The sequence below is a fragment of the Streptomyces sp. R41 genome (genome assembly GCF_041053055.1).
Classification (GTDB): Bacteria; Actinomycetota; Actinomycetes; order Streptomycetales; family Streptomycetaceae; genus Streptomyces.
Genome location: NZ_CP163443.1, coordinates 1,924,611 through 1,949,652, shown reverse-complemented (window position 1 = coordinate 1,949,652; position 25,042 = coordinate 1,924,611). Strand labels below are relative to the sequence as shown.

At 71.8% G+C, this 25,042-nt stretch carries 17 protein-coding genes; 10 read left to right on the top strand and 7 right to left on the bottom strand.

Annotation, left to right across the window (positions count from 1 at the left end; translation table 11 throughout):
• Positions 1-4: 4 nt before the first annotated feature.
• The 5 genes from AB5J53_RS09240 to AB5J53_RS09220 are packed head-to-tail and all read right to left on the bottom strand — an operon-like array spanning position 5 to position 4,501.
• On the bottom strand, positions 5-874 hold the full coding sequence (locus AB5J53_RS09240) for a biotin-dependent carboxyltransferase family protein (RefSeq protein WP_369245134.1): 870 nt from the start codon (positions 872-874) through the stop codon (positions 5-7).
• 34 nt (positions 875-908) lie between these two features.
• Positions 909-1,526, bottom strand: coding sequence for a 5-oxoprolinase subunit PxpB (gene pxpB, locus AB5J53_RS09235; protein ID WP_369252126.1), 618 nt, complete (start codon positions 1,524-1,526; stop codon positions 909-911).
• 23 nt (positions 1,527-1,549) lie between these two features.
• Complete coding sequence (locus tag AB5J53_RS09230; protein ID WP_369245133.1) at positions 1,550-2,308, bottom strand: LamB/YcsF family protein; 759 nt, start codon at positions 2,306-2,308, stop codon at positions 1,550-1,552.
• Between the two features lie 46 nt (positions 2,309-2,354).
• Positions 2,355-3,185: a putative hydro-lyase gene (locus tag AB5J53_RS09225; RefSeq protein ID WP_369245132.1), complete on the bottom strand. Its 831-nt coding sequence runs from the start codon at positions 3,183-3,185 to the stop codon at positions 2,355-2,357.
• Positions 3,182-4,501 (bottom strand): MFS transporter, encoded by a 1,320-nt coding sequence (locus AB5J53_RS09220; RefSeq protein WP_369245131.1) that lies wholly within the window; start codon positions 4,499-4,501, stop codon positions 3,182-3,184. The genes AB5J53_RS09225 and AB5J53_RS09220 overlap by 4 nt, the downstream gene beginning before the upstream one ends.
• 221 nt (positions 4,502-4,722) lie before the next feature.
• On the opposite strand from AB5J53_RS09220, the gene AB5J53_RS09215 reads away from it, so the two are divergent.
• From AB5J53_RS09215 to AB5J53_RS09195, 5 genes are all read left to right on the top strand, one after another.
• Positions 4,723-5,427, top strand: a complete 705-nt coding sequence (locus AB5J53_RS09215) for a GntR family transcriptional regulator (protein WP_369245130.1) — start codon at positions 4,723-4,725, stop codon at positions 5,425-5,427.
• 191 nt (positions 5,428-5,618) lie between these two features.
• Entirely contained in the window at positions 5,619-7,145 is a 1,527-nt protein-coding gene (locus tag AB5J53_RS09210; protein ID WP_369245129.1) for a hypothetical protein, read from the top strand.
• A 160-nt stretch (positions 7,146-7,305) separates the two neighbouring features.
• Complete coding sequence (locus AB5J53_RS09205; RefSeq protein ID WP_369245128.1) at positions 7,306-8,184, top strand: hypothetical protein; 879 nt, start codon at positions 7,306-7,308, stop codon at positions 8,182-8,184.
• A 61-nt stretch (positions 8,185-8,245) separates the two neighbouring features.
• Complete coding sequence (locus tag AB5J53_RS09200) at positions 8,246-13,120, top strand: hypothetical protein (protein WP_369245127.1); 4,875 nt, start codon at positions 8,246-8,248, stop codon at positions 13,118-13,120.
• 664 nt (positions 13,121-13,784) lie between these two features.
• On the top strand, positions 13,785-14,177 hold the full coding sequence (locus AB5J53_RS09195) for a hypothetical protein (protein WP_369245126.1): 393 nt from the start codon (positions 13,785-13,787) through the stop codon (positions 14,175-14,177).
• A 168-nt stretch (positions 14,178-14,345) separates the two neighbouring features.
• Here the strand turns inward: AB5J53_RS09195 and AB5J53_RS09190 are convergent, their stop codons facing one another.
• The gene (locus AB5J53_RS09190) at positions 14,346-14,879 is read right to left on the bottom strand and encodes a hypothetical protein (RefSeq protein ID WP_369252124.1); all 534 of its coding nucleotides are present in this window, start codon (positions 14,877-14,879) and stop codon (positions 14,346-14,348) included.
• Positions 14,880-15,302: 423 nt separating this feature from the next.
• Between AB5J53_RS09190 and AB5J53_RS09185 the strand changes: the two genes are divergently transcribed.
• The 5 genes from AB5J53_RS09185 to AB5J53_RS09165 are packed head-to-tail and all read left to right on the top strand — an operon-like array spanning position 15,303 to position 23,357.
• A complete protein-coding gene (locus AB5J53_RS09185; protein WP_369245125.1) occupies positions 15,303-18,251 on the top strand; it encodes a nitrate- and nitrite sensing domain-containing protein in 2,949 nt (982 codons plus the stop codon).
• The gene (locus tag AB5J53_RS09180; RefSeq protein WP_369245124.1) at positions 18,248-18,688 is read left to right on the top strand and encodes a roadblock/LC7 domain-containing protein; all 441 of its coding nucleotides are present in this window, start codon (positions 18,248-18,250) and stop codon (positions 18,686-18,688) included. Before AB5J53_RS09185 ends, AB5J53_RS09180 begins: the two co-directional genes overlap by 4 nt.
• Positions 18,689-18,697: 9 nt before the next feature.
• Complete coding sequence (locus tag AB5J53_RS09175; RefSeq protein ID WP_369245123.1) at positions 18,698-19,093, top strand: DUF742 domain-containing protein; 396 nt, start codon at positions 18,698-18,700, stop codon at positions 19,091-19,093.
• A 24-nt stretch (positions 19,094-19,117) separates the two neighbouring features.
• Positions 19,118-22,771 (top strand): hydantoinase B/oxoprolinase family protein, encoded by a 3,654-nt coding sequence (locus AB5J53_RS09170; RefSeq protein ID WP_369245122.1) that lies wholly within the window; start codon positions 19,118-19,120, stop codon positions 22,769-22,771.
• Positions 22,752-23,357, top strand: a complete 606-nt coding sequence (locus AB5J53_RS09165; RefSeq protein WP_369245121.1) for an ATP/GTP-binding protein — start codon at positions 22,752-22,754, stop codon at positions 23,355-23,357. Before AB5J53_RS09170 ends, AB5J53_RS09165 begins: the two co-directional genes overlap by 20 nt.
• 156 nt (positions 23,358-23,513) lie before the next feature.
• Here AB5J53_RS09165 and glpK read toward each other — a convergent pair whose 3' ends face one another.
• On the bottom strand, positions 23,514-25,034 hold the full coding sequence (gene glpK / locus AB5J53_RS09160) for a glycerol kinase GlpK (RefSeq protein ID WP_369245120.1): 1,521 nt from the start codon (positions 25,032-25,034) through the stop codon (positions 23,514-23,516).
• Positions 25,035-25,042: the final 8 nt, after the last annotated feature.

Below are 25,042 nucleotides of genomic sequence, written 5' to 3'. Positions count from 1 at the left end.
GCGCTCAGTGGCGGCGTACGGCCACGAAGCGGACCGGCGTGCCCGGGACCGCCTGAGCGGCCGCGGGGAGGTCGGTGGAACGGACGACCGCGATCACCGGGTACCCGCCGGTGGTCGGATGGTCGGCGAGGAAGACGACCGGGCGGCCGTCGGGCGGTACCTGGACGGCGCCCAGAACCATGCCCTCACTGGGGAGTTCGCCGGTAACGGCCCTCTCCAGTGAGGGCCCTTGCGTACGCAGACCGATGCGGTTGCTCGCGGACGACACCCGGTAGGCGCCGGTGGTGAGGGTGCGCAAGGCCGACGCCGTGAACCAGTCGTCGCGCGGGCCCGGCGTCACGCGCAGGACCAGCTCGGCGGGCGGAGCGACGTGCGGGACGACGTCCACGCGCGCGTGGAGCGTGTCCGGGCGGCCCAGGGGCAACACCATGCCGTCCGAGAGCGGCGGGGGGCCAAGGCCCGAGAGAAGGTCCGTGGAGCGGCTGCCCAGGACCGGGTCCACGGCCACTCCACCGGAGACGGCCACATAGCTGCGCAGCCCGCCGCGCGCGTGGCCGATGTCCAGCAGTGCTCCGGCGGGTACGCGTACGGGCGCTCCCCAGGCGGCCGGACGCCCGTCCACGGTGACGGGGCAAGGCGCTCCCGCCACCGCCACGGTGATCGCCGAACGCGGCCGCAGGGCACAGCCGTTGAGCGTCGTCTCCAGGACGGCCGCTTCGGAGGCGTTGCCGACGAGCCGGTTGGCCAGCGCGGCCGCGGGCGCGTCGAGGGCGCCGGAGCGCGGTACGCCGAGGTGCGCGTGGCCGGGGCGGCCCTGGTCCTGGACGGTGGTCAGGGCCCCGGCACGGACGACGGAGAGGGCACGGTCGGTCATGAGCGCCTCGGTGATGGGAAGAGGGCCATGCCGGTCACGAGTACCTCGCCGGTACGAAGCGGACCCGGGCGCCCGGAGCGAGCAGCGCGGCCGGCACGCGCGCGTGGTCCCAGAGCACCGCGTCCGTCGTCCCGATCAGTTGCCAGCCGCCCGGCGACGAGCGCGGGTACACGCCCGTGTACGGGCCCGCCAGCGCCACGGAACCCGCGGGAACCGTCGTACGCGGAGTCGCCCGGCGGGGGACGTCGTACCGCGACGGCAGTCCCGTGAGGTAGCCGAAGCCGGGCGCGAACCCGCAGAAGGCGACCCGGAATTCGGCCGCCGCGTGGATCTGGGGCACTTCGTGCTCGGAGACACCCCACAGAGCCGCGACATCCGCCAGGTCGGGACCGTCGTACCGAACGGGGATCTCGACCGCTTCATCCGCGCGCACGGGCAGCGGGGGTATGTCCCACATGGGGAGGCGCTCCGCCAGGCGCGCGGGGTCGTCCAGGCCGTCCAGGAGGACCGTGCGGGCCGCGGGGACGATCTCCCGCACCGACAGGGAGCCCTCCGCGCGGCGGCGCAGCAGTTCGGCGTGCAGGGCCTGGGCCGCGTCGCCGGAGGAGACCTCGACGAGCAGGGCGCGGTCGCCGACAAGAAGCGCCCTCATGCCGTCGACGACCGGAGACGCCCTCATACGAACGCCTCAACGCGGACGCCCGAGGACTCCAGGCGTGTGCGGACCCGGCGTGCCAGCTCCACGGCGCCCGGGGTGTCCCCGTGCAGGCACAAGGAGCGGGCGCGGACCGGAATGCGTTCCCCGGAGTGGGAGTTCACCATGCCGAAGCGGGCCAGGCCCACCGAGCGTTCGACCACCGTGTCCGCGTCCGTGATCACCGCGCCGTCCTGGGTGCGCGGCACCAGGGTGCCCTCCTCGGTGTACGCGCGGTCCGCGAACGCCTCGGTGGCGGTGGGCAGGCCCGCCTGCTCGGCCAGTTTCAGGAAGCGGGAGGAGGGCAGGCCGAGGACGGGCAGGGTGGCGTCCGCGAGCAGCACGCCGTCGACCACCGCCCTCGCCTGTTCCTCGTCGTGCACGACACGGTTGTAGAGCGCGCCGTGCGGCTTCACGTACGACACGCGCGTGCCCGCCGCGCGCGCGAACACCTCCAAGGCGCCGATCTGGTACGCCACTTCGGCGGCCAGCTCGTCGGGCGGCACGTCCATCGCGCGCCGCCCGAACCCCGCCAGGTCCCGGTAGGAGACCTGGGCGCCGATCCGCACGCCGCGCTCGGCCGCCAGCTCGCACACGCGTCGCATGGTGACCGCGTCCCCGGCGTGGAAACCGCAGGCCACATTGGCGCTGGTGACGACGGACAGCAGCTGTTCGTCGTCGGTGAGGCGCCAGCGGCCGAAGCCCTCGCCGAGGTCGGCGTTGAGATCGATCGGGGTCATGAGGTGCGGTTTCTCCTTCGGCGGCTGAATTTTCGTCGGCGGTTCTTCAGGCCACGCGGTACTGCTCGTCGCGGGTGTCCGTGAGGAACATCCGGCCGGGCGCGTGGGTGATCGCGAAGGGCGGACGGGACGCCATCACGGCCGCCTGCGGGGTCACTCCGCAGGCCCAGAACACCGGGATGTCGTCCGGTGCGGCGTCCACCGGATCGCCGAAGTCGGGACGCGAGAGATCCTCGATGCCCAGACCCGACGGCTCGCCGCAGTGCACCGGGCTGCCGTGCACGGCGGGCAGCAGGCTGCTCTCCCTGATCGCCGCGGCCAGATGCTCGGGCGGGACGGGGCGCATCGACACCACCATGGGGCCGTGCAGCCGCCCGGCCGGACGGCACTGGCGTCCCGTCACGTACATGGAGACGTTGCGGCCCTGCTCGATGTGGCGCATCGGGACGCCCGCCTCGCTCAGCGCCCACTCGAAGGTGGAGCTGCACCCGATGAGGAACGAGACCAGGTCGTCGCGCCAGCGGTCGACCACGTCCGTGGGCTCGTCGACCAACTCACCGTGTTCCCACACCCGGTAGCGCGGCAGGTCGGTGCGCAGGTCGGCGCCCGGAGCGAGCGGAGTGGTCCAGGAACCGGCGTCGGTGACGTCGAGGACCGGACAGGGTTTCGGGTTGCGCTGGCAGAACAGCAGCATGTCGTACGCCCAGTCGGCGGGCACCGAGATCAGGTTCGCCTGGGTGTAGCCCGCGGCGACTCCGGCTGTGGGGCCCGACATGCCCGAACGGAACTGGGCACGCGCCTTGTTGGGGGTCCACGCGTGCGCGTGGCCGTCGATTTCCAGCAGGTTCGACGGGCGGCCTTGGACGGTGTCGTTCACAGGAGCTCCTTCCCACGGGTCTCGGGGAGTCCGATCAGGGCCAGCGCGGCCAGGGCGTAGCCGATCGCGCCGAAGACCAGCGCGCCGCCCACGCCCCAGCTGTCGGCCAGGAAGCCGACGGCGGTGGGGAAGGCGGCGCCAACGGCGCGTCCCGTGTTGTACGTGAAGCCCTGTCCCGTGCCGCGCACCGCCGTCGGGTACAGCTCGCTGAGGAACGAGCCGAAGCCGCTGAAGATCGCCGACATGCAGAAGCCGAGCGGGAAACCGAGCACAAGGAGAAGGGTGTTGGCGCCGCTGGGGATGTTCGCGTACGCGAGGATGCACGCCGCGGACAGGATCGCGAAGAGCAGGATGTTGCGCTTGCGGCCCAGTTTGTCGGTGAGATAGCCGCCCGTGAGGTAGCCGATGAAGGCCCCGGAGATCAGGAAGGTGAGATACGTCCCGGTGCCGACGACCGACAGTCCACGCTCTGTCTTGAGGTACGTGGGCACCCAGGTGGCCAGTGTGTAGTAGCCGCCCTGGACTCCCGTGGAGAGCAGGCCCGCGAAGACCGTCGTCCGCAGCAGCCCGGGCGCGCCGGCCCTGCCCGGCTTGAAGATCGCCGCGAACGAGCCCTTCTCGGCGCTGTCCGCGCGGCGTTCGGCCGCCTCCGGGGCGTCATGCACCTGGCGCCGCACCCACAGGACGAGCAGCGCGGGCAGCGCGCCGGTCCAGAACATCACGCGCCAGGCCAGACCGTCGTCCAGGAACTGGAAGACGAGGGTGTTGACGAGCACGGCGAGCCCCCAGCCGACGGCCCAGGAGCTCTGGATCGCGCCGAGCGTGCGGCCCCGGTGCTTCGGGCTCGCGTACTCGGCGACCAGGATCGCGCCGACCGCCCACTCGCCGCCGAAACCGAGCCCCTGAAGGGCGCGGAACACCAGCAGCGTCTCGTAGTTGGGCGCGAAACCGCAGGCCACGGTGAACACCGCGTAGGTGGCCACGGTGATCATCAGCGCCTTGACGCGTCCGATCCGGTCCGCGACGACACCGGCGACGGCGCCGCCGACCGCCGAGACGACCAGCGTGACCGTGGTGAACAGGCCGGTCTGGCCGCTGTCCAGGCCGAAGTACGCCGCCAGCGCGACCATGCTGAGCGGCAGTGTGAAGTAGTCGTAGGAGTCGAGGGCGTAGCCGCCGAACGCGCCGGCGAAGGCCCGGCGGCCGCGCGGGCCGAGCGCGTGCAGCCAGGCGAACGCGCCTTCCTGAGCGGTGGGTTCACCCGTGCCGGGCCGGGCGTCGGCCGTCAGGGCCTGGGACGGAGGGGTCGTGCTCATGGGCACCTCACAGTGATGGACGGAGGGTGCTGGGGACTGAGCCGTGCCGTGCGGGAGTTGAGAACCGGGCCGTGCCGTGCGGAAGCGGTGGGCGCCACAGCCGTGCGGAGGGATGCGGTGCGGTCGTGCGATCGGCGCCTGACCGCCAAGGTAGAGGATCGTTGAACGATCCCTCAATACCCATGTTGTTTCGTTCTTGTATCTGCGATTGAATTCCGGGCATGGCAGAGCTGACGGGACTGGCCGACGATCGCGCCCTGCTGGGCCGCACGAGCACCGCCGAGCGGGTCTCGGACATCCTCAGGAGCCGCATCGCCGAGGGCTTCTTCCCGCCCGGCACGCGACTGTCCGAGGACAGCATCGGCGGGGCGCTCGGCGTCTCGCGCAACACCTTGCGTGAGGCGTTCCGGCTGCTCACGCACGAACGGCTGCTGGTGCACGAGCTCAATCGCGGGGTCTTCGTCCGGGTGCTGACCGTCGAGGATGTCGAGGACATCTACCGCACCCGCGGTCTCGTCGAGTGCGCCGTGGTCCGTGGCCTCGCCGAGCCGCCGTACGCCGTGGACGGCCTCGCCCAGGCCGTCGCCGACGGGCGGCGGGCGGCGCGCGAAGGTGACTGGAAAGGCGTCTCCACCGCCAACATCCACTTCCACCGGGAGCTGGTCGCGCTCGCCGGGAGCGCCCGCACCGACGAGCTGATGCGCAGCGTCTTCGCCGAACTGCGCCTTGCCTTCCATGTGGTGGACGACCCACGGCGCCTCCACGAGCCGTATCTCGCCCGTAACCGCGAGATCCTCCAGACCCTCCAGGCGGGCGACCGGGACGGAGCCGAGCGGCTGCTCGCGGTCTACCTCGACGACTCGCTCAAGGGGCTGGTGGAGGTGTACGCGCGGCGGGTGGCCGACGGCGGGCAGGGGATCGGCTGAGGAGGCGGGGGACGGGCGCGAGGTACGGGACGACGGCTCGTTCCGCGGCTGCGCGGTACAGGTCACCGTTCTTTCCCCAGCTGAGCGGCTGAGGTCACCGCGGATCGGGCCGCGATCGTGAAGCAGCGGTGACAGCCGGGCCTTCTGCGCCGTTTCGACCGTTGTCAGACCGAGGACCTAGTCTGTGCACCGTGACTTCGCCTGCATCGACGGACAGCGTTCCGCCCCAGCTCAGCGCGGGGCCGCGCCCCGCTCCGGGCCCGGCCGCCGACGAGGGCCTGGCGCGGCGGCTGCGCGCGCTCGCCTGCACCGCGCCGCTGCACGACCTCGACGTACGCAAGGCGAACCTCGCGGGTGAGTACACGGTGTACGGCATGGCGGAGGTCGCCCTCGCCGCCATCGACCTCGTCACACTGAACATGGACTTCGACACGGGCGCCGACCACGACCAGATAGTGGCCAGGCTCATCCCGCGCATCGCCGCCCAGGCCCCGCGGCGGCCCGTCGCCGAGCACGAGCGCGTGGCCCGCTGGGTGCTGGAGAACCTGATCAACGTCGGCAGCGTCGACCGCGGCTTCCGCGCCGTATACGGCACCTTCGCGCCCGACGGCTCCTATGTGCGCCGCGACTACGACTTCAAGCTGATCGAGGAGGTGCCCGGATACGGGGGGAGTGTCTATCTCCGTACGACCGACGAAGCGGTCAACGTCCTCGTCGGCGCCCTCGACACCGACGTCACCAGCGCGCAGATCGCCGCCGAGGTCAAGCTGGAGGTGCTGATCAGCCGCGGTCGGCTCGCCGACGCCCAGCTCGCCGCCGAGCAGGCCCGCTACCGGACCGTGCAGTACTCGGAGACGCTCAGGAGGGCGCTGGACGCGACCCGGCGCAACGTACGGGCCGTGGACTGGCTCCAGGCCGTGCCCGACATGATCGCCGAGGCCCTCGACCACGTCGCCGACCGATACCGCCACGAGAACGCGATCCTCACCAACATCCGCAAGGCCCGCGACGAGTCCGAGGACCCCGAGCAGAAGCGCCGCGCCGCCGAGCTCGTCGACATCGTCAAGGACTGCATCCGCAGGCACACGCAGCTGCAGTCCCGGCTCCTGGAGGCCGGCCCGCTGTTCCGCGCCGAGCAGGACCGGCAGGCCTTCGCCACGCCCATGACGACCTCGGGGATCGACCTCTACGGGCACCTCGTCGCTCCCGTGCTGCCGCTGCCCGTGGAGCAGGCGCTGCGCGTGACGGACGCGTTCTTCGCGCGCGGGACCGGTTTGCGCACGCCTGTGGCCGTACGGGTGGGGGACCTGGTCGACATACTGCTGACGCCGCCGCTGGAGCGGGAGCATCTCGGGGCGGAGATGCCCGAGCCCGATCTCATCGCCACCCCGGACGACAGTCGGTTCAGCGAGGAGCAGCTCGCGAGCGCCATGGAGTTGCTCGACCTGCCGGCCGATGCGCCGCGGCGGCTGTCGGGGCTGCTGGCCGAGGCCCGGCGTCGCGATCCCGAACTCCCGTATCTCGTTGCCCTGTTGGCCGTTCACGCGGCCAGTCCGCCGGTCGGGACCGCCTATCGGCAGGGCGAGGAGAAGCTGCTGTTCGCCGTGGACGACGGGACCGAGCTGGACGATCCCGAGTTCGGTGGGGCGGATCTCATCGTGGGGATGGCTCTGCTGGATGCGGCCGGGATGGCGGCCGACCGTTCGGAGGCGGCGTGAACGCTCCGCTGGGATCGCCGGGAAACTGCGGGTCGTCCCTTCGCCGCGGGCTGCATGTGGCCGGTCGCGCCCACGCGGCGGAGCCGCGTGATGTCACGCCCTGCGCCCCTTACTGGGCGCCTCCTGTCAGCTTCGTATGTCAGATCAAGGAGCCCCAACCGTGACAGAGCACGTCGAGTGGAGTGAGCCGGAGGCAGTCGCCGTTCCGGCGAACGCGCCCGTCACACCTGCCGACGCCGCCGACGCGGCGCGGCTCGTTGCCTTTGGGCTGCAGCCCAAGCTGCAGCCCGCGCGCGACCAGGAGTACGCGGAGCTGCTGCGGCGCTACCGCGAGGACCCGCCGTTCGCGCGGCTCGCCGACGCCGTGGCCGCCGGGCTCGGGCTGGTCGTCCTGGAGGTGTCCCCGCGCGCGGGGATGGCGGTGACCGCGGCGGAGGACTCGGTGTTCGCCGTCCGGATGGGCGACTACGCGCGTCGCGCGTCGGCCGACTCCGCAGACCGCTTCCTGCACGGGCTCGCGCATCTCGCCGTCGCCGCCATGGCGTTCCCGCGCCCCGAGGACCTCGCGGACGACGGGTACATCGGGCGCGTCTCGGTCAACGGTGTCGACGCGTTCGTACGGCAGGCCTGTCGTCGCCTGGAGGAGCGCGCCGAGGAGCAGGGCGAGAACACCGACCCGGCCACGGACGCGCCCGGCCTGGAGACGGCCTGGCGGATCTGGGCGCGGCGCAGCTCCACCGGTGCTACCAAGGACGCGCGAAGACTGGCCGGTTCGACCACCGGCATCGTCGGCAAGGCGGTGGCGTTCCTCACCGACTCCGGGTTCCTGCAGCGCACCGGGGACGACGGCGGCGGGACGTACCGGACGACGGCCCGCTATCAGCTTCAGGTCCGTGACATGGCGGGCAGTGCGGCCATGGCCGAGCTCCTCGAGCTCGGCATCGTCCCGGTGACCGACGGCACAGCGACGCTGCTGCCCGCCGAGGACACCGACGATCTTGAGCTGGCTGTCGGAGCCGGACTGCCGTTCCACTCCTGAACAGGCTGCACAGCCTGAACTTCCTCGATCTTCCCAAGACTTACGACGAGAGTCCGCCGCCATGTACGAGCTGTCCCGGGTCCGCCTCTACTCCATCGGGCCTGCCGGTGCGCGCTACGCCGACACCGTGCTTGACCTGCGGGGTGTCGGCGAGCCCGTGCCCGACCCCGCGCCCACCCAGGCGGAGTTCTTCGAAGAGGAGCCCGTCGGGCCGCCGCGCCGGCCGGCGCCCGCGGGCGTGCTCTTCCTGGAGAACGGCGGCGGCAAGTCGGTACTGCTCAAGCTGATCTTCTCGGTGATGCTCCCGGGGCATCGCAACACGCTGGGTGGTGCGAGCTCCGGTGTGCTGCGCAAGTTCCTGCTCGCGGACGACTGCGGGCATGTAGCGCTGGAGTGGCAGCACACGCTGACCGGCGAGTGCGTCGTGGTCGGCAAGGTGAGCGAGTGGCGGGGGCGGCAGGTCTCCAACGACCCGAGGAAGTTCGCCGAAGCCTGGTACTCCTTCCGGCCCGGGCCGGGGCTGAGCCTGGACAACCTGCCCGTCGCCGAGGCCACCGCCGTGCGTCCGCCCGTCGAGGGGGCCTCCGGCGCGCAGGGCCGGCGGCGCACCATGAAGGGCTTCCGGGACGCGATCACCGAGGGGGGCAAGGCGTACCCGCACCTCGAAGTGCACTGGGAGGAGATCCACGACCGCTGGAACGAGCACCTCGGCGACCTGGGCCTCGACCCCGAACTCTTCCGCTACCAGCGGGAGATGAACGCCGACGAGGGCGAGGCCGCCGGGCTCTTCGCCGTCAAGAAGGACTCCGACTTCACTGATCTGCTGCTGCGCGCCGTCACCGACACCCGGGACACGGACGGGCTCGCCGACCTGGTCGGCGGATTCGGCAACAAGCTGGGGCGGCGCGCCGAGCTGATCGCCGAGCGCGAGTTCACCGCCGGGTCCGTCGATCTGCTCGGCCGGATCGTCGAAGCCGCCGAGGCACGGGCACGCGCGCGTGACATCCACGCGGGCGCCGAGCGGCGTACGCGGACGCTGGCGCGGCGGCTGTCCGCGCGGGCCGTGCAGGAACGCGTACGCGCCGGCGAACTCGCGCAGCGTGTGACCGCCGCCGCGTACGCCGTCACGCATGCCGAGGGCGGCCGTGAGCGCAGCGCGCTGATCGCCGCCGAACTCGCCTATCGGCACGCCTCGTTGGCGCTCGCCGGGGCGGAGAAGTCCGCGGCCGCGCAGAAGCGTGAGCTGGCCGACGCGCGCACGTTGCATTCCGCCTGGCAGGCCGCCGAGGCCGTGCTGCGGCACCGCGCCGCCGCCGACCGCTCCGCGCGCGTGGCCGCCGCGATCCGCGAGGCCGAGCGGGACGCCGCGCCCGCGCTCGCCGCGCGAGCCAAGGCCGCCGTCGACCTCGTTCGCGCCCTGCACCGCGCCGCCGAAGGCGCCGAGGCGCTCGCCAACGAGGAGGAGGAGCGGTCAGCCGGACTCCAGGAGGTCGGCGAGACCGCGCACGCCGACTCGACCGCCGCGGCCACCGCCGCGCAGCGCGCCCGCAGTGAGGTCGGGCATCTGCGCCAGCGGCTGAGCGAGGTCGAGCAGGAGACCGCCGAGGCGGTCCGCGCGGGCTGGCTCGACGACAGCGCCCCCGACGCCGACCCGGCCCGGGCGGCCCTCGCCGCCAGCGACGCCGAGAAGTCGGCCGTCGCCGCCTGGGACACCGCACGCGAGGCCTCGCGGCGCGCTTCGGACCATGCGCGGGAGGCGGCCTCCTCCGAGTCCCGCGCGGAGCTCACGGCGGCACGCGCGGCCGATGCGGCGACTGCCGCGGAGCGGGCGTACGACGCGGAGCGGCGTACGGCGGAGGCGCTGGCGGGGGAGGAGCGGCTGGCGGAGCTCCTGAGCCTGCCGGGCGCCTCCGGCGGCGGGCGTGGCCGCGTGCCGGTGCCGCGAGCGGGAGCCGACGGTCCGGGCGGGCGTGGGGCCGCACCCGAGGGCATCGGCGACGACAGCGAGGGCGGTGCCCGCACAGCGGGAAAGCGCACCGGCGCGGGTGACGGCACCGATGCCGGGGCGGTCGGCCCCGACGTCCGGGGTGGATCCGGTCGGCAGGCCGGTGGCGCGGTGGGTGCCGTCCCGGGCAGCGGTCGGCAGGCCGGTGGCGCGGTGGCCGCCCGCCCGGGCAGTGGATACGGCGAGGCTCGGGCCGATGCCCGGCCCACGGCCGATGGCCCCCTCACCCCCGAGCAGTTGGACCACTACGCCGACGAACTCCGCGAGCTCCTCGACGACGGTGTCGCCTCCGCCGAGCGCCAGCTCTTCGAGCTGCGGACCGCCGCGGCCGACGACGCACGCATCCTCGGAGCGCTGGGTGACGGCGGGCTGCTGCCGCCCGGGCCGGATGTCCTGGCCACCGTCGAGTACCTCGGCGAGCACGGAATCCCGGCGCTGCCCGGCTGGCGCTACCTCGCGCAGGCCGTCGACCCCGCCGACCACGCGCGCGTGCTGGCCGCCAGGCCGGAGCTGGTCGACGGCGTGATCATCACCGACCCGGACACGCACACCCGGGCCCGCGAGGCGCTCAACGAGGCCGCACTGCTGCCGCGGTCCGCCGTCGCCGTCGGTACGGCCGCCGCACTGCTCGCCCCGACTCCGGCCCCCGGCGCGGGCGACAGCGACGTGTTCCTCGTACCGCCGAACCCCGCCATGCACGACGAGCATGCCGCCGACGAGGAGCGGCAGGCGCTGCGCGCCCGCGCGACCCAGCGGGACGAGGAGATCCGGGCGCTCGCGGCCAGGCTCGGCAAGGACCGCGAGCTGGCCGCGCGACTCGCGTCCTGGCGGACCGGCTGCCCCGCGGGGCGGCTCGTCGAGCTGGCCACGGCCGCCCGGGACGCGCGCGCGTTCGCCGAGGAGGCCGAGGCCGAGCTGACCGAGGCGCGCACCGTCCGGGCGGAGGCCGACGAGGCGGCGGCCGAGGCGGCCCACGTACGGGACGAGCGGCAGGAGGCCGCCCAGCGGGCCCGGCGCGCCGCCGACGCCCTCGCCGGGCTCGCCTTCCGGTTGCGCGAGCGCGCCGGCTGGCAGGTCAAGGTGCGCGAACTGGCCGATGAGGCAGCGGAGTCGGAGGCCCGCGCCCAGGTCTGCCTGGAGCGCGCCCGCGCCGCCGACGAGGACCGCCGCGCCGCCCAGCGTGCCGCCGACGACGCCCGCCGTACGGCCCGCGCACTGCGTGCCGAGCGCGCGGAGACCGCCGGCGCCCCCGACGACGTACCGGAGGACGAGGCGGGCGCGGCGAAGTCGTCGCTGCCCGCCCTGCGTGAGGCCTACCGGGCCGCATCCCAGCTGTACGAGAAGGTCGGCGTCGGCGCTGACCTGCGGGCCGAGCAGGCGCGGGCCGAAAGCGACGAAAGCGCAGCGCTCGCGGAGCTGGACCGGCTCAGCAACAAGGTCCGCACGCGCGCGGCGCAGCTCCTGGAGTCGCCGGACGGTTCCGACGGGCCCTCCCGGCAGGCCGCCGCCGCGCGTGCCGAGGAGCTCGTGCAGCTCCTGGAGACCCGCATGTCCACCGCGAGCGAGCAGCTCGGACGGCTGCGCGGCGAGGCCGAGCGGCACGCGCCCGAAGACGGCGAGGCCCACACCGAGCTGTCGCAGGAGCTGGTGCCGCGCGACGCCGGGCACGCGCAGAGCCTGCTGCGCACCGCCACCGCCGAACTCGCCTCCCGTTCCGAGGCGTTGACCCAGGCGCGCGAGGCGCACGCCGAGCTGCTCGACGCCCACCGCGCCGCCGAGGACGCGGCCGGCGGCTTCGACGAGACGGCCGCCCTGCTCAGGGACCTGCTGCGGGAGCATGTCGAGGAGGAGCAGGAGGAGCCCGAGCCCTACCCGGGCACCCTCGAAGAGGCACGGCACTCCGCCGCCGAGACCCGTCGCTCCCTGCGCGGCTGCGCCGCCGACCTCTCCGCCGCCGAGGCCGCCGTGCGCGAGGCGAGCGACATCCTCGTACGGCATGCCAACTCCACGCGGTACGAGCAGGTACGCACCCCCGCCAGGCAGCAGATCCGCGAGCTGCCCGCGTCCGCGCTGCCCGAGCACGCGCAGAAGTGGGCGGACGCGTTCGCGCCCCGACTGCGGGTGCTCACCGACGAGTTGGAGCAGCTGGAGCGCAACCGCGACTCGATCGTGGACCGGTTGCGCGGGCTCGTGGAGTCGGCGCTGGCGACGCTGCGGTCCGCTCAGCGGCTCTCCCGGCTTCCCGAGGGGCTCGGTGAGTGGTCCGGGCAGGAGTTCCTGCGCATCCGCTTCGAGGAGCCCGACCAGTCGACGCTCACCGAGCGGCTCGGCGAGGTCGTCGACGAGGCCACGCGCGCGGCGGTCAAGAAGAACTCCGACATGCGCCGCGACGGCATGTCGCTGCTGCTGCGCGGAGTCAGCGCCGCGCTCCAGCCGAAGGGCGTCGCCGTCGAGATCCTCAAGCCGGACGCCGTGCTGCGCGCCGAGCGCGTCCCCGTCGGGCAGATGGGCGACGTCTTCTCCGGCGGTCAGCTGCTCACGGCGGCCATCGCGTTGTACTGCACGATGGCGGCGCTGCGATCGAACGACCGAGGCCGCGACAAGCACCGGCACGCCGGCACGCTGTTCCTGGACAATCCCATCGGCCGCGCCAACGCCACGTATCTGCTGGAACTCCAGCGGGCCGTGTCAGACGCGCTCGGCGTCCAACTCCTCTACACCACCGGCCTGTTCGACACGACCGCGCTCGCCGAGTTCCCGCTGGTCATCCGCCTGCGCAACGACGCCGACCTGCGGGCCGGCCTGAAGTACATCAGCGTGGAGGAACACCTCCGCCCGGGGCTGCCGCAGCAGCCTCAGGGGGACGAGGCGGTGCACAGCGAGATCACGGCCACGCGGATGTACAAACGCCCGGCGCCTGCCACCCCCTAGGGGCGCGGGACTGTGTCGATACGCGGCTCCGCGGCGTGGGTGGAGGCGGTGCTTGCGAGAGCGAGGAAGTGCTCGGTCTTGCGTTCGTAGCGGCGTCGCAGCCGGTTACCCCGTGCCGCCAACCATCGTCGCAGGTGGGCGTGGTCGGCTCGCGTGTCGGGCGAGCCGATCGCACAGCGGAGAACCATTCCAGGTCGCCGCGGAAGTCCGGTTCGTCGAGGACCAGGCGGTGCGGCTCGGCCCACACCCCGGCCTTGCTCCGCTCTGTGAACCGGCGCTGGGCCGTGGTCCCGGACGGACCGAACGACGCAGGGCGAAGCTCCGCCATGTGCAGCCACATCGCGACGAACACGATCGCCGGCGGCACCTCCCGCCGGAACAGCCCCCACAATTCGTCCGGCACCATCCGCTGAGCGATCCCCACCACAGCCGAGGGCCGTCCTGTGCGGTGCCGGGTGCCGGGTGCCGTGCCGACGCGGTTGCGGATGCCGATACGGACGCGGGGCCCACCTGGCCAATTGAGATGACCCGTAACGGATTCCAACGCCCCCTCCCGTCTCCTGGCGCTCCGCCGGACACGGAGAAATTCGGCGATGAACTCCCTTTCCTCTCATGTAAGTTCAGGCTCGATCAGCTGTCCGAAGAGAGGAACACTGCCTTGCGCATGCCCTACCGTCGTCTGACGACCGTCCTTGGGATAGCCGCTGCCTCCGCGTCGGCGCTCGTCCTGGCCACCGCCCCGGCACAGGCCGCCGGCAACGTCTACGAGGCCTATAACTCCATCACCTCGCCGAGCGCGATGACCGAGTTCGCGGAGGACGGCGAGATCCTCACCGCCCTCGACATGAAGAAGGACGGCCACGGCACCGCCGCCCAGTGGCGCTACAACTCGAGCTCCGCCACCCACTCGTACTACAACGGCTACGGCTACGCCGTCGCCCACGACTGGAACCTGTCCTTCGCGGAGGGCACCACCCTGCAGATCCGCGCCTGCCTGCAGGACACGTCCGACGGCACCCCGTACAGCTGCGGCGGCTGGGAGTACGCCAAGGCCTGACCGTCACAAGTCGGCGAACGGGCGGGCCCTCGGGCGCGCCGCTTTCGAGTTCGCAGGTCAGTGCTCGCCCTGCGCCGGTGGCCGCGGCCCAGCGCCGGATCGCCGAGTGGGGCAAGGCCGGGGTGCGGGCCGAGCTGCACCGCCTGGTTCTCGACGACCTCGGCTCCCTCACGGGTGCGACAACTGCCCCGTCCCGCCCGGGCGTATGCGCTCCTGAGCCCGCTCCGCGGCACGCGCCTGCCGTCGTGCCCTGCGCCGCTCGCACCGCAGGGACCGGGCGGTGCTGCTCGGTGCCGACACCACGCCGTTGCGCTGGTTCCACACCTGGCGCGTCACCCACACGTCGAGTGCGGCCCACGTCGCCACAACGGTGCTCGCCACGCTGCTGAGGACCATCGGGAACGCCAGCCATGATCCGGCCAGCGTGCACAGGAACGCCACCATCGCCTGAATCAGCGTCACGGCGATGATCAGCACCGCCCGCACCGCGGCCGTACGCACCGGATCGGGCATCCGGCGCCGCCGCGCGGGCTCCTCGAACCACAACGGCCGGTAGTGCGGCTGCTCCTGAGCCGCGGTGCTCTCAGCGGTCCCACCCCCGTGCGCCGGAATGTCGTGATCCAGTGCCTCGGGACCCCGCCGCGCCGTCTGGTGCGCCGCATCGCCGACCTCAGGCGCCACGCGCCGCTCCGCCGTGCCCATCAACTCGTCACTCCCCACCGCCCAGCAGGCCCCTCGCACTGGTGTCATGCGACACCGGCTCCCCAGTGGCTGCCCGGCTTGCGCTGCTTTACGCCGCCTGAGCGCGGCATGCGGCCCCTGTGACCGATTCCGCCCCCATCTCCTGTACAGAAGGACGAACGACATGCTGCGAAGATTCCCAACGAGCGAAAAAATCCAGCCAACTGACCAAGTTCACCGATCCGATCCGATCCGGCTCCAAGTGCCGGATTCGGGGAGGCAATCTCCCCCAATGAACGGACAACTGCCCATGTCTCGTTCCCATCGAGCGGGGGCTGCGCCCGGACAGCTCTTCGAGTTACCTGTGCGTCGGTAGTAGGCTCACGCCGTTTGTTGACGCACATGTGTACCCCCGGGCCAAAGGGGGGCGAGCTGGGGGAGGCCATGCGCTTTCGCGGGAAGTCCATCCGCCGGAAGATCGTGGCGCTGCTCCTCGTGCCGCTGGTGTCCTTGACCGCGATCTGGGGCTTTGCGACCGTGCTCACGGGCCGCGCGGCCAACCAGCTGTTCAACGTGTCGGACATCGTGGAGAAGATCGGCTACCCCACCGAGGACACCGTCCGCGTCCTCCAGCAGGAACGTCGCCAGACCCTCGTCTATTTGGCCGATCCCCGCGCCTCCGACGGGCTTGCGGCGCTCAAGCGCAGCAGGACTGCCACCGACCGGGCCGTGGCGAAGATCCGTAAGAACGCCAAGGACGAGGACCTGCGCGAGGAGATGGGCGCGGGCACCGCGGGGCGCCTCACCTCCCTCCTGGACGCCGTCGGCGGCATCGACTCGCTGCGCCGCAGCGTCGAGGACGGAACGGTGCCCCGCGCCGAGGCCCTCAATCAGTACAACCTTCTCGTGGACCCCTGCTACGCCCTCCTGGCCTCCCTCGACGGCGTCGACAACGTGGCGATGGACAAGCAGGCCCGCGCCCTCCTCAACGTCACCCGCGCCCGCGAGCTGCTCTCCCGCGAGGACGCCCTCCTCGGCTCCGCACTCGTCGCGGGCCGTATCTCGCGCGACGAGATCCGCGACATCTCCGACCTCGTGGCCCAGCGCACCCTGCTCTACGACATCAGCCTGCCGCTGCTGCCCTCCTCGGAGCGCGAACGCTTCGAGCGCTATTGGAAGAACGCCGACACGGCGCCCCTGCGCGTGGCCGAGCATTCCGTCGTCACCTCCGCCGCCGGGGCACCCCGCGGCGTCACCGCGAAGAGCTGGGACAGTGCGGCCGGGCATGTCCTCGACGACCTCGGCGACTTGGACGACAAGGCGGGCGACCGCTATCAGGACCGCGTCCGGCCCGTGGCCATGAGCGTCATCGTCAAGGCGGTCATCGCGGGCGTCCTCGGGCTCATCGCCGTGCTGGTCTCGCTCGTCATGTCCGTACGCATCGGCCGGAGCCTCATCCGCGATCTGCGCCGACTGCGCCTGGAGGCCCACGAGGCGTCCGGCGTCCGGCTGCCCAGCGTCATGCGCCGCCTCTCCGCCGGCGAACAGGTCGACGTCGAGACCGAAGTGCCGCGCCTGGAGTACGACAAGAACGAGATCGGCGAGGTCGGCCAGGCCCTCAACACCCTTCAGCGCGCCGCCGTCGAGGCCGCGGTCAAGCAGTCCGAACTGCGCGACGGCGTCTCCGAGGTCTTCGTCAACCTCGCCCGCCGCAGCCAGGTCCTGCTCCACAAGCAGCTCACCCTGCTCGACACGATGGAGCGCAGGACCGAGGACACCGACGAACTCGCCGACCTCTTCCGCCTCGACCACCTGACCACGCGCATGCGTCGCCATGCGGAAGGCCTGGTCATCCTCTCCGGCGCCGCCCCGTCCCGGCAGTGGCGCAAGCCGGTCCAGCTCATGGACATCGTCCGCGCCGCCGTCGCCGAGGTCGAGGACTACGAGCGCATCGAGGTACGGCGTCTTCCGCGCGTCGCCGTCACGGGGCCCGCGGTCGCCGACCTCACCCACCTCGTGGCCGAACTCCTGGAGAACGCCACGGTGTTCTCACCCCCGCACACAGCCGTGCAGGTCCTCGGCGAGCGTGTCGCCAACGGCTTCACCCTGGAGATCCACGACCGCGGCCTGGGCATGGCCGCCGAGGCGCTCCTCGACGCCAACCTGCGGCTCGCCGAGACCCCCGAGTTCGAACTCTCCGACACCGACCGGCTCGGCCTCTTCGTGGTCAGCCGGCTCGCGCAGCGGCAGAACGTCCGCGTCTCCCTCCAGCCGTCCCCCTACGGTGGCACCACCGCGGTGGTGTTCATCCCCGACCCGCTGCTCACCGACGACGTCCCGGACACCAACGGCATCGGCTTCCGCCTCGACCGCGCGCTGCCCGCCAAGGGGGGCGAGACCGAGGAGAGCCGCAAGGCCGCGCTCTCCCAGATGCCGGTGCGACTCCCGGGGCTGCCCGCCTCGATCCTGGACGGTCCGGTCGAGTTGGAGGCGCCGGTCGACGTGGACCGGGGGCTCGACGCCCTCACCGGTTTCCCGGGCGCCCTCGACGACGAGGAGAGCGAGCGCGGCGGTCTGTTCCGGCCGCGCCGCTCCATCGTCGGCGTCCCGGGCGAGCAGCACCAGCAGGCGGGTGACAGCCGTGGCGAGCCCGCCCGCTCCGGCGACGACGACCTTCCGGATGCTGCCCCCGTCCCGCTGCCGAGGCGCCGGGCCCCCAAGCTCGTCAGCTCGCACGGCCGTCCCGTGGCCCAGACGAGGTCGCGGCGCGACGAGACGGACGAGGAACTCGCCGAGGACTTCGCATCACGGCAGAGCATGGAGCCGGTGCAGAACCTGGAGCCGGCGGAGCGCGGCGCGCTGGAACTCGACGGCGGAAAGCTGCTGCCGGCCCGGCGCGGGGCGCGCGGCGAAAGCCCGGCACGGCCTGGCGGTGAGCGCTCCGAGGCCCCTGGCCTGCGAGAAGCCTCCGGCGTGCGAGAAGCCGCCGGTCTGCGTGAGGCGCCCGGTCTGCGTGAGGCGCCCGACCTCCGCGATGCCCCCACCCTCCCCAAACGCACCCGTCGCACCCCCGCGTCGCCGAGTACGGACGAGACCACCCCGCGCTCCGACGCCGTGACGGGAGAGGCAGAATCGGGTGTGGGCCCGCTGCCCCGCCGCGTCAGACAGGCCAATCTGGCCCCGCAGTTGAAGGCCGGCCCCGAACGCCGCACCGAGCGCGACAAGGCCCGCGACGGTACGGGAGCGGACCCTGCCGACCGCGACGCCGACGAGGTACGCAACCGGATGGCCTCGCTCCAGCGGGGCTGGCGGCGCGGCCGCCAGGAGAACGCCGCGGGCGACGAGGCCCAGGACGGCACAGCACCAGGAACGACAAAGGGGGACGGTCGATGACCGCACCGAAGGCCGCAGAACCCACCACGACCAGCAAGGCGTCAGGCGAGCTGAACTGGCTTCTCGACGAACTGGTGGACCGCGTTGCCAGCATCCGCAAGGCGATCGTGCTCTCCGGCGACGGCCTTCCCACCGGGGCCTCCAAGGACCTGACCCGGGAGGACAGCGAGCACCTGGCCGCCGTCGCCTCCGGCTTCCACAGCCTCGCCAAGGGTGTCGGCCGCCACTTCGAGGCGGGCAGCGTCCGGCAGACCGTCGTCGAGCTCGACGAGGCCTTCCTGTTCGTCACGGCCGCCGGGGACGGCAGCTGCCTCGCCGTCCTCTCAGACGCGGACTCCGACGTCGGGCAGGTCGCCTACGAGATGACACTCCTCGTCAAGCGGGTCGGCGTACATCTGGCAGCCACTCCGCGCACCGATCTGCCTTCGGGCGGGTAGTGGGATGACATGAGCGGAGACGGTCAGGGAAAACGCCACTGGTTCGACGACGAGGCCGGACCGGTGGTCCGTCCGTACGCCATGACACGCGGCCGCACCACCAGTCCGGCCCAGCACCGCCTCGACCTGATCGCGGTGGTCGTCACGGAACCGCACGCCGACGACCCGGAAGCGGACCAGACGCTGTCCCCGGAACACGTGGACATCGTCGGACTGTGCCGCGACGCCCCCCAGTCGGTCGCCGAACTCGCCACCGAACTCGACCTGCCCATCGGAGTGGTACGGGTCCTCATCGGGGACCTGGTCGACGAGGAAATGGTCCATGTGACACGCCCCGTACCCCCTGCCGAACTACCGGACGAGAGTATTCTGCGCGACGTGATCAACGGCCTCCGGGCGCTCTGAGCAGGGCGGAAGCGGGGAACAGACGTGACAGGCTGGCAGTTCTGGGTCGACCGAGGCGGCACCTTCACCGACATCGTCGCGCGGCGCCCGGACGGCCGCCTGCTCACGCACAAGCTGCTGTCCGAGAACCCGGCCAGATATGCCGACGCGGCGGTCGCGGGCGTGCGCGAACTCCTCGGCGGCGACGGTCAGGACGCCGCGGGCGCGCACATCGACGCCGTCCGCATGGGCACCACCGTCGCCACCAACGCCCTCCTGGAGCGCAGGGGCGAGCGCACCCTCCTCGTGGTCACCCGCGGCTTCCGCGACGCCCTGCGCATCGCCTATCAGAACCGCCCCCGCATCTTCGCCCGCGCCATCGAACTGCCCGAGCTGCTGTACGAGCGCGTCATCGAGGTCGACGAACGCATCGCCGCCGACGGCACGGTCCTGCGCGCCCCCGACCTGGACGCCCTCGCCGGGCCCCTCCAGGAGGCGTACGACTCCGGGATCCATGCCGTCGCCGTCGTCTGCATGCACAGCCACCTCCACCCCGCCCACGAACAAGCCGTCGGCGAGCTCGCAGCCCGCACCGGCTTCCAGCAGATCTCGCTCTCCAGCGAGGTCAGTCCGCTGATGAAGCTGGTGCCACGCGGTGACACGGCCGTCGTCGACGCCTATCTGTCGCCCGTACTGCGGCGCTACGTCCAGCATGTCGCCGACGAGCTCCAGGGCGTGCGGCTGATGTTCATGCAGTCCAACGGGGGTCTCGCCGAAGCGGGCCAGTTCCGCGGCAAGGACGCCATCCTGTCCGGACCCGCCGGCGGCATCGTCGGCATGGCCCGGATGTCGCAGCTGGCCGGCTTCGACCGCGTCATCGGCTTCGACATGGGCGGTACGTCCACCGACGTCTCGCACTTCGCGGGTGAGTACGAGCGGGTCTTCACCACCCAGATCGCCGGGGTCCGGCTGCGTGCGCCCATGCTGGACATCCACACCGTCGCCGCGGGCGGCGGCTCGGTGCTCCACTTCGACGGCTCCCGCTACCGCGTGGGCCCCGACTCGGCGGGCGCCGACCCTGGTCCCGCCTGCTATCGCGGCGGCGGCCCACTCACCGTCACCGACGCCAACGTCGCGCTCGGCCGCATCCAACCCGCCCACTTCCCACGGGTGTTCGGCCCCGATGGCGACCAGCCCCTCGACGACGCGCTGGTCCGCGACCGGTTCGCCGCCCTCGCGCGCGAGATCCGCGAGCGGACCGGCGACGACCGCACCCCGGAGCAGGTCGCCGAGGGCTACCTCCAGATCGCCGTGACCAACATCGGCAACGCCGTCAAGCGGATCTCGGTGCAGAAGGGCCACGACGTCACCCGGTACGCGCTGACCACCTTCGGCGGTGCGGGCGGCCAGCACGCGTGCATGGTCGCCGATTCGCTCGGCATCCGCACCGTCCTCGTCCCGCCCATGGCCGGCGTCCTGTCCGCCCTCGGCATCGGACTCGCCGATACGACGGCCATGCGCGAGCAGTCCGTGGAGGCGCCCCTGGAAGCCTCCTCGATGCCCGGCATCCTCAAGACGGCCGACGACTTGGAGGGTGCCGCCCGCGCCGAGCTCCTCGCCGAGGACGTGCCCGAGGGTCGCATCCGGGTCACCCGCCGCGCCCAGCTCCGCTATGACGGCACGGATACAGCCCTCACGGTCGAGCTCACCGAGCCCGACACCATGACCCGCGCCTTCGAAGAACGTCATCGCGCCACCTACTCCTTCACCCTCGACCGCCCGGTCGTCGTGGAAGCCCTCTCCGTAGAAGCCACCGGTCTCACCGAACCCCCCGATCTCTCCGCCCTCGCTCCCTACGAAAGCGCCCTCGAAGGCCGCTCCGCCGCTTCGGAGACGGTCAGCCTGCACACCGGCGGTACCTGGCGCGACGTCCCCCTGTACCGCCGCGAGGAACTGCCCCCGGGCGAGACGGTCACCGGCCCCGCGATCATCACCGAGGCCAGCGCGACGACCGTCGTCGACGACGGCTGGCGGGCCGCGGCGACCGACGACGGGCATCTGGTCATGGAACGCGTCGCGGTCACGCAGAGTTCCGATCTCGGCACGGAAGCGGACCCCGTTCTCCTCGAGGTCTTCAACAACCTCTTCATGTCCATCGCCGAACAGATGGGCGCCCGCCTGGAGTCCACCGCCCAGTCGGTCAACATCAAAGAGCGCTTGGACTTCTCCTGCGCCCTCTTCGACCCCGACGGCAACCTCGTCGCCAACGCCCCTCACATCCCTGTCCACTTGGGCTCGATGGGCACGAGCGTGAAGGAAGTCATCCGGCGCCGCGGCGACAGCATGCGCCCGGGGGACACGTACGCGGTCAACGACCCGTACCACGGCGGCACCCACCTTCCCGACGTCACCGTGATCACTCCGGTCTTCGACACGGAGAACACGGAGGGTGACCGGATCCTCTTCTATGTCGCCTCGCGCGGCCACCACGCCGAGATCGGCGGCATCGCACCGGGATCCATGCCCGCGAACAGCCGCACCATCGACGAGGAGGGCATCCTCTTCGACAACTGGCTGCTCGCCGAGAACGGCCGCTTCCGCGAGGCCGAGACCCTGGCCCTGCTCAGCGAAGCCCCCTACCCCTCGCGCAACCCGAAGACCAACCTCGCCGACCTGCGCGCCCAGATCGCCGCCAACCAGAAGGGCGTCGACGAAGTGGGCCGCATGATCGAGGACTTCGGGCTCGACGTGGTCCAGGCGTACATGAGGCACGTCCAGGACAACGCCGAAGAAGCCGTACGCCGCGTCATCGACGCCCTTGAAAACGGTGAGTTCGGCTATGAGACCGACTCCGGCGCCGTCATCCGGGTCCGCGTCTCCGTAGACCGCGTGAATCGCTCCGCGACTGTCGACTTCACCGGGACGTCCCCGCAGCTCACCACCAACTTCAACGCACCCTTCGCGGTGGTCAACGCCGCGGTCCTGTACGTCTTCCGCACCCTGGTCGCCGACGACATCCCGCTCAACGACGGCTGTCTGCGGCCCCTCGACATCGTGGTGCCGCCGGGTTCGATGCTCTCCCCCGAGCCCCCGGCCGCCGTCGTCGCGGGTAACGTGGAGACGTCCCAGGCGATCACCGGCGCCCTGTACGCGGCCCTGGGAGTGCAGGCCGAGGGCTCGGGCACCATGAACAACGTCACCTTCGGCAACGAGCGGTACCAGTACTACGAGACCGTGGCCTCCGGATCGGGCGCGGGCGACGGTTTCCCCGGCGCGCCCGTCGTGCAGACCCATATGACCAACTCGCGGCTCACCGACCCCGAGGTCCTGGAGTGGCGACTGCCGGTCCGGCTCGAAGAATTCGCGGTCAGGCGGGGTAGCGGTGGCGCCGGGCGCATGCGTGGTGGTGACGGTGCGGTGCGCCGCATCCGGTTCCTCGAGCCGATGACGGTCTCCACGCTGTCCCAGCACCGCCGGGTGCCGCCCTACGGCATGGCGGGCGGCGCGCCCGGAGCGCTCGGCGCCAACCGTGTCGAGCGCGCGGACGGCACGGTCAGCGAACTTGGCGGAAGTGATTCGACGGACGTCGGCCCCGGCGACGTACTCGTCATCGAAACCCCCGGCGGCGGGGGCTACGGCCCACCGCCGCACGACCCCCATCAAGCAGGAGAAGAGTTCGATGATCTTCGGGCGTTCTGAGCGCGGCAAGCCCCCGGTCGAGCCCGTCACGCTCAAGATCCTCGTGGCCGGCGGCTTCGGCGTGGGCAAGACGACCCTCGTCGGCGCGGTCAGCGAGATCAAACCGCTGCGCACCGAGGAGGTGCTCACCGAGGCGGGTCGGCCCATCGACGACACCAGTGGTGTGGAGGGCAAGCACACCACCACCGTCGCCATGGACTTCGGCCGCATCACGCTCCGCGAGGACCTGGTGCTCTACCTCTTCGGGACTCCCGGGCAGGACCGCTTCTGGTTCCTGTGGGACGAGCTCGCCACCGGCTCGCTGGGCGCCGTCGTACTCGCCGACACTCGCCGCCTGGAGGACTGCTTCGCCGCCGTCGACTACTTCGAGCGGCGTTCCATACCCTTCGTGGTCGGCGTCAACTGCTTCGAGGGCGCGGCTCGTTACCCCGCCGACGACGTCCGCCAGGCCCTCGACCTCGACCCCGGAGTACCGGTCGTCCTCTGTGACGCGCGGGACCGGGAGTCCGTCAAAGAGGTCCTCATCAGAGTCGTCCAGCACGCGATGGCGTACGCCGCCGACCGCCGCCAGACCGTCACGACCTGACGCACGGCTACAGCCCGCAGACGTCATGCCCTGACGCACAGGACGGCCCGACGATGCAGAGGTACGGCCCGTACCCCCGCCGACCGGGGTACGGGCCGCAGTCATGCACGCGCGCGTGGCTCACGCGAGACGCACGCGCGCGCGTGGACCCCTGTTTCAGCCGACCTCGTCCTCGTGCCAGCCGAAGCTCTTCTCCACCGCCTTGCGCCAGTTGTGGTACTCGCGGTCGCGCACGGAGGCCTCCATGGCCGGCGTCCACTCGACGTCCTTCTGCCAGTGCGACTTCAGCTCGTCGAGGTCGTTCCACACACCGGTCGCGAGCCCGGCCGCGTACGCGGCACCCAGGCAGGTGGTCTCGGAGACCTTCGGACGGATCACCGGCACCCCGAGGACATCCGCCTGGTGCTGCATCAGTAGATTGTTCTTGGTCATGCCGCCGTCCACCTTCAGGGTGGTGATCTGCACTCCGGAGTCCTGGAACATGGCGTCCACGACCTCACGGGTCTGCCAGCTGGTCGCCTCCAGGACCGCGCGGGCGAGGTGCGCCTTCGTGACGTACCGCGTGAGCCCGGTGACGACACCGCGTGCGTCGGAGCGCCAGTACGGGGCGAACAGGCCCGAGAACGCGGGCACGATGTACGCGCCGCCATTGTCCTCGACGCTCGCTGCCAACGTCTCGATCTCGTCGGCACTGCGGATGATGCCGAGCTGGTCGCGGAACCACTGCACCAGCGCCCCGGTGATCGCGATGGACCCTTCGAGGCAGTAGACCGGCGCCTCGGTGCCGATCTTGTACCCCATGGTCGTCAGCAGACCGTTCTTCGAAGGAACGGGCCGGTTGCCGGTGTTGAGCAGCAGGAAGCTGCCCGTGCCGTACGTGTTCTTCGCCGTCCCCACGTCGTAGCAGGCCTGCCCGAACACCGCCGCCTGCTGGTCACCCAGCGCTGATGCGACGGGGACGCCCGCGAGTTGGCCCACCGCGGTGCCGTACACCTCGGAGGAGGACCTGATCTCGGGGAGGACCGCTTCGGGCACGTTCATCGCGGAGAGGATGGACTGGTCCCACTGGAGCGTCTCCAGGTTCATCAGCATGGTGCGCCCGGCGTTGGTCACGTCGGTGACGTGCTGCCCGCCGTCCGTGCCGCCGGTCAGGTTCCAGATCAGCCAGGAGTCGATGGTACCGAAGGCGATCTCGCCGCGCTCGGCACGCGCGCGCAGCCCGGGCACGTTGTCGAGCAGCCAGGCCGCCTTGGGCCCGGAGAAGTAGCTGGCCAGCGGCAGTCCGGTCTGCTCGCGGAAACGGTCCTGTCCGTCCGAACCGCCCAGCTCGTTGCAGAGCGCGGAGGTACGGGTGTCCTGCCAGACGATCGCGTTGTGCACGGGCTTGCCGGTGGCGCGGTCCCACAGGACCGTCGTCTCGCGCTGGTTGGTGATGCCGAGCGCGCTGACCTGGTCGGCGCGCAGACCGGCCTTGGCGATCGCGCCCGCGACCACCGCCTGAACCTTGGACCAGATCTCGGTGGCGTCGTGCTCCACCCAGCCCGGCTTCGGGAAGATCTGGCGGTGCTCGCGCTGGTCGACGGCGACGATCGCGCCGTCCTGGTTGAAGATGATGCAACGGCTTGAGGTGGTGCCCTGGTCGATTGCGGCGACGTACTTCTCGGCATGGTCCGTCATGACGTCCC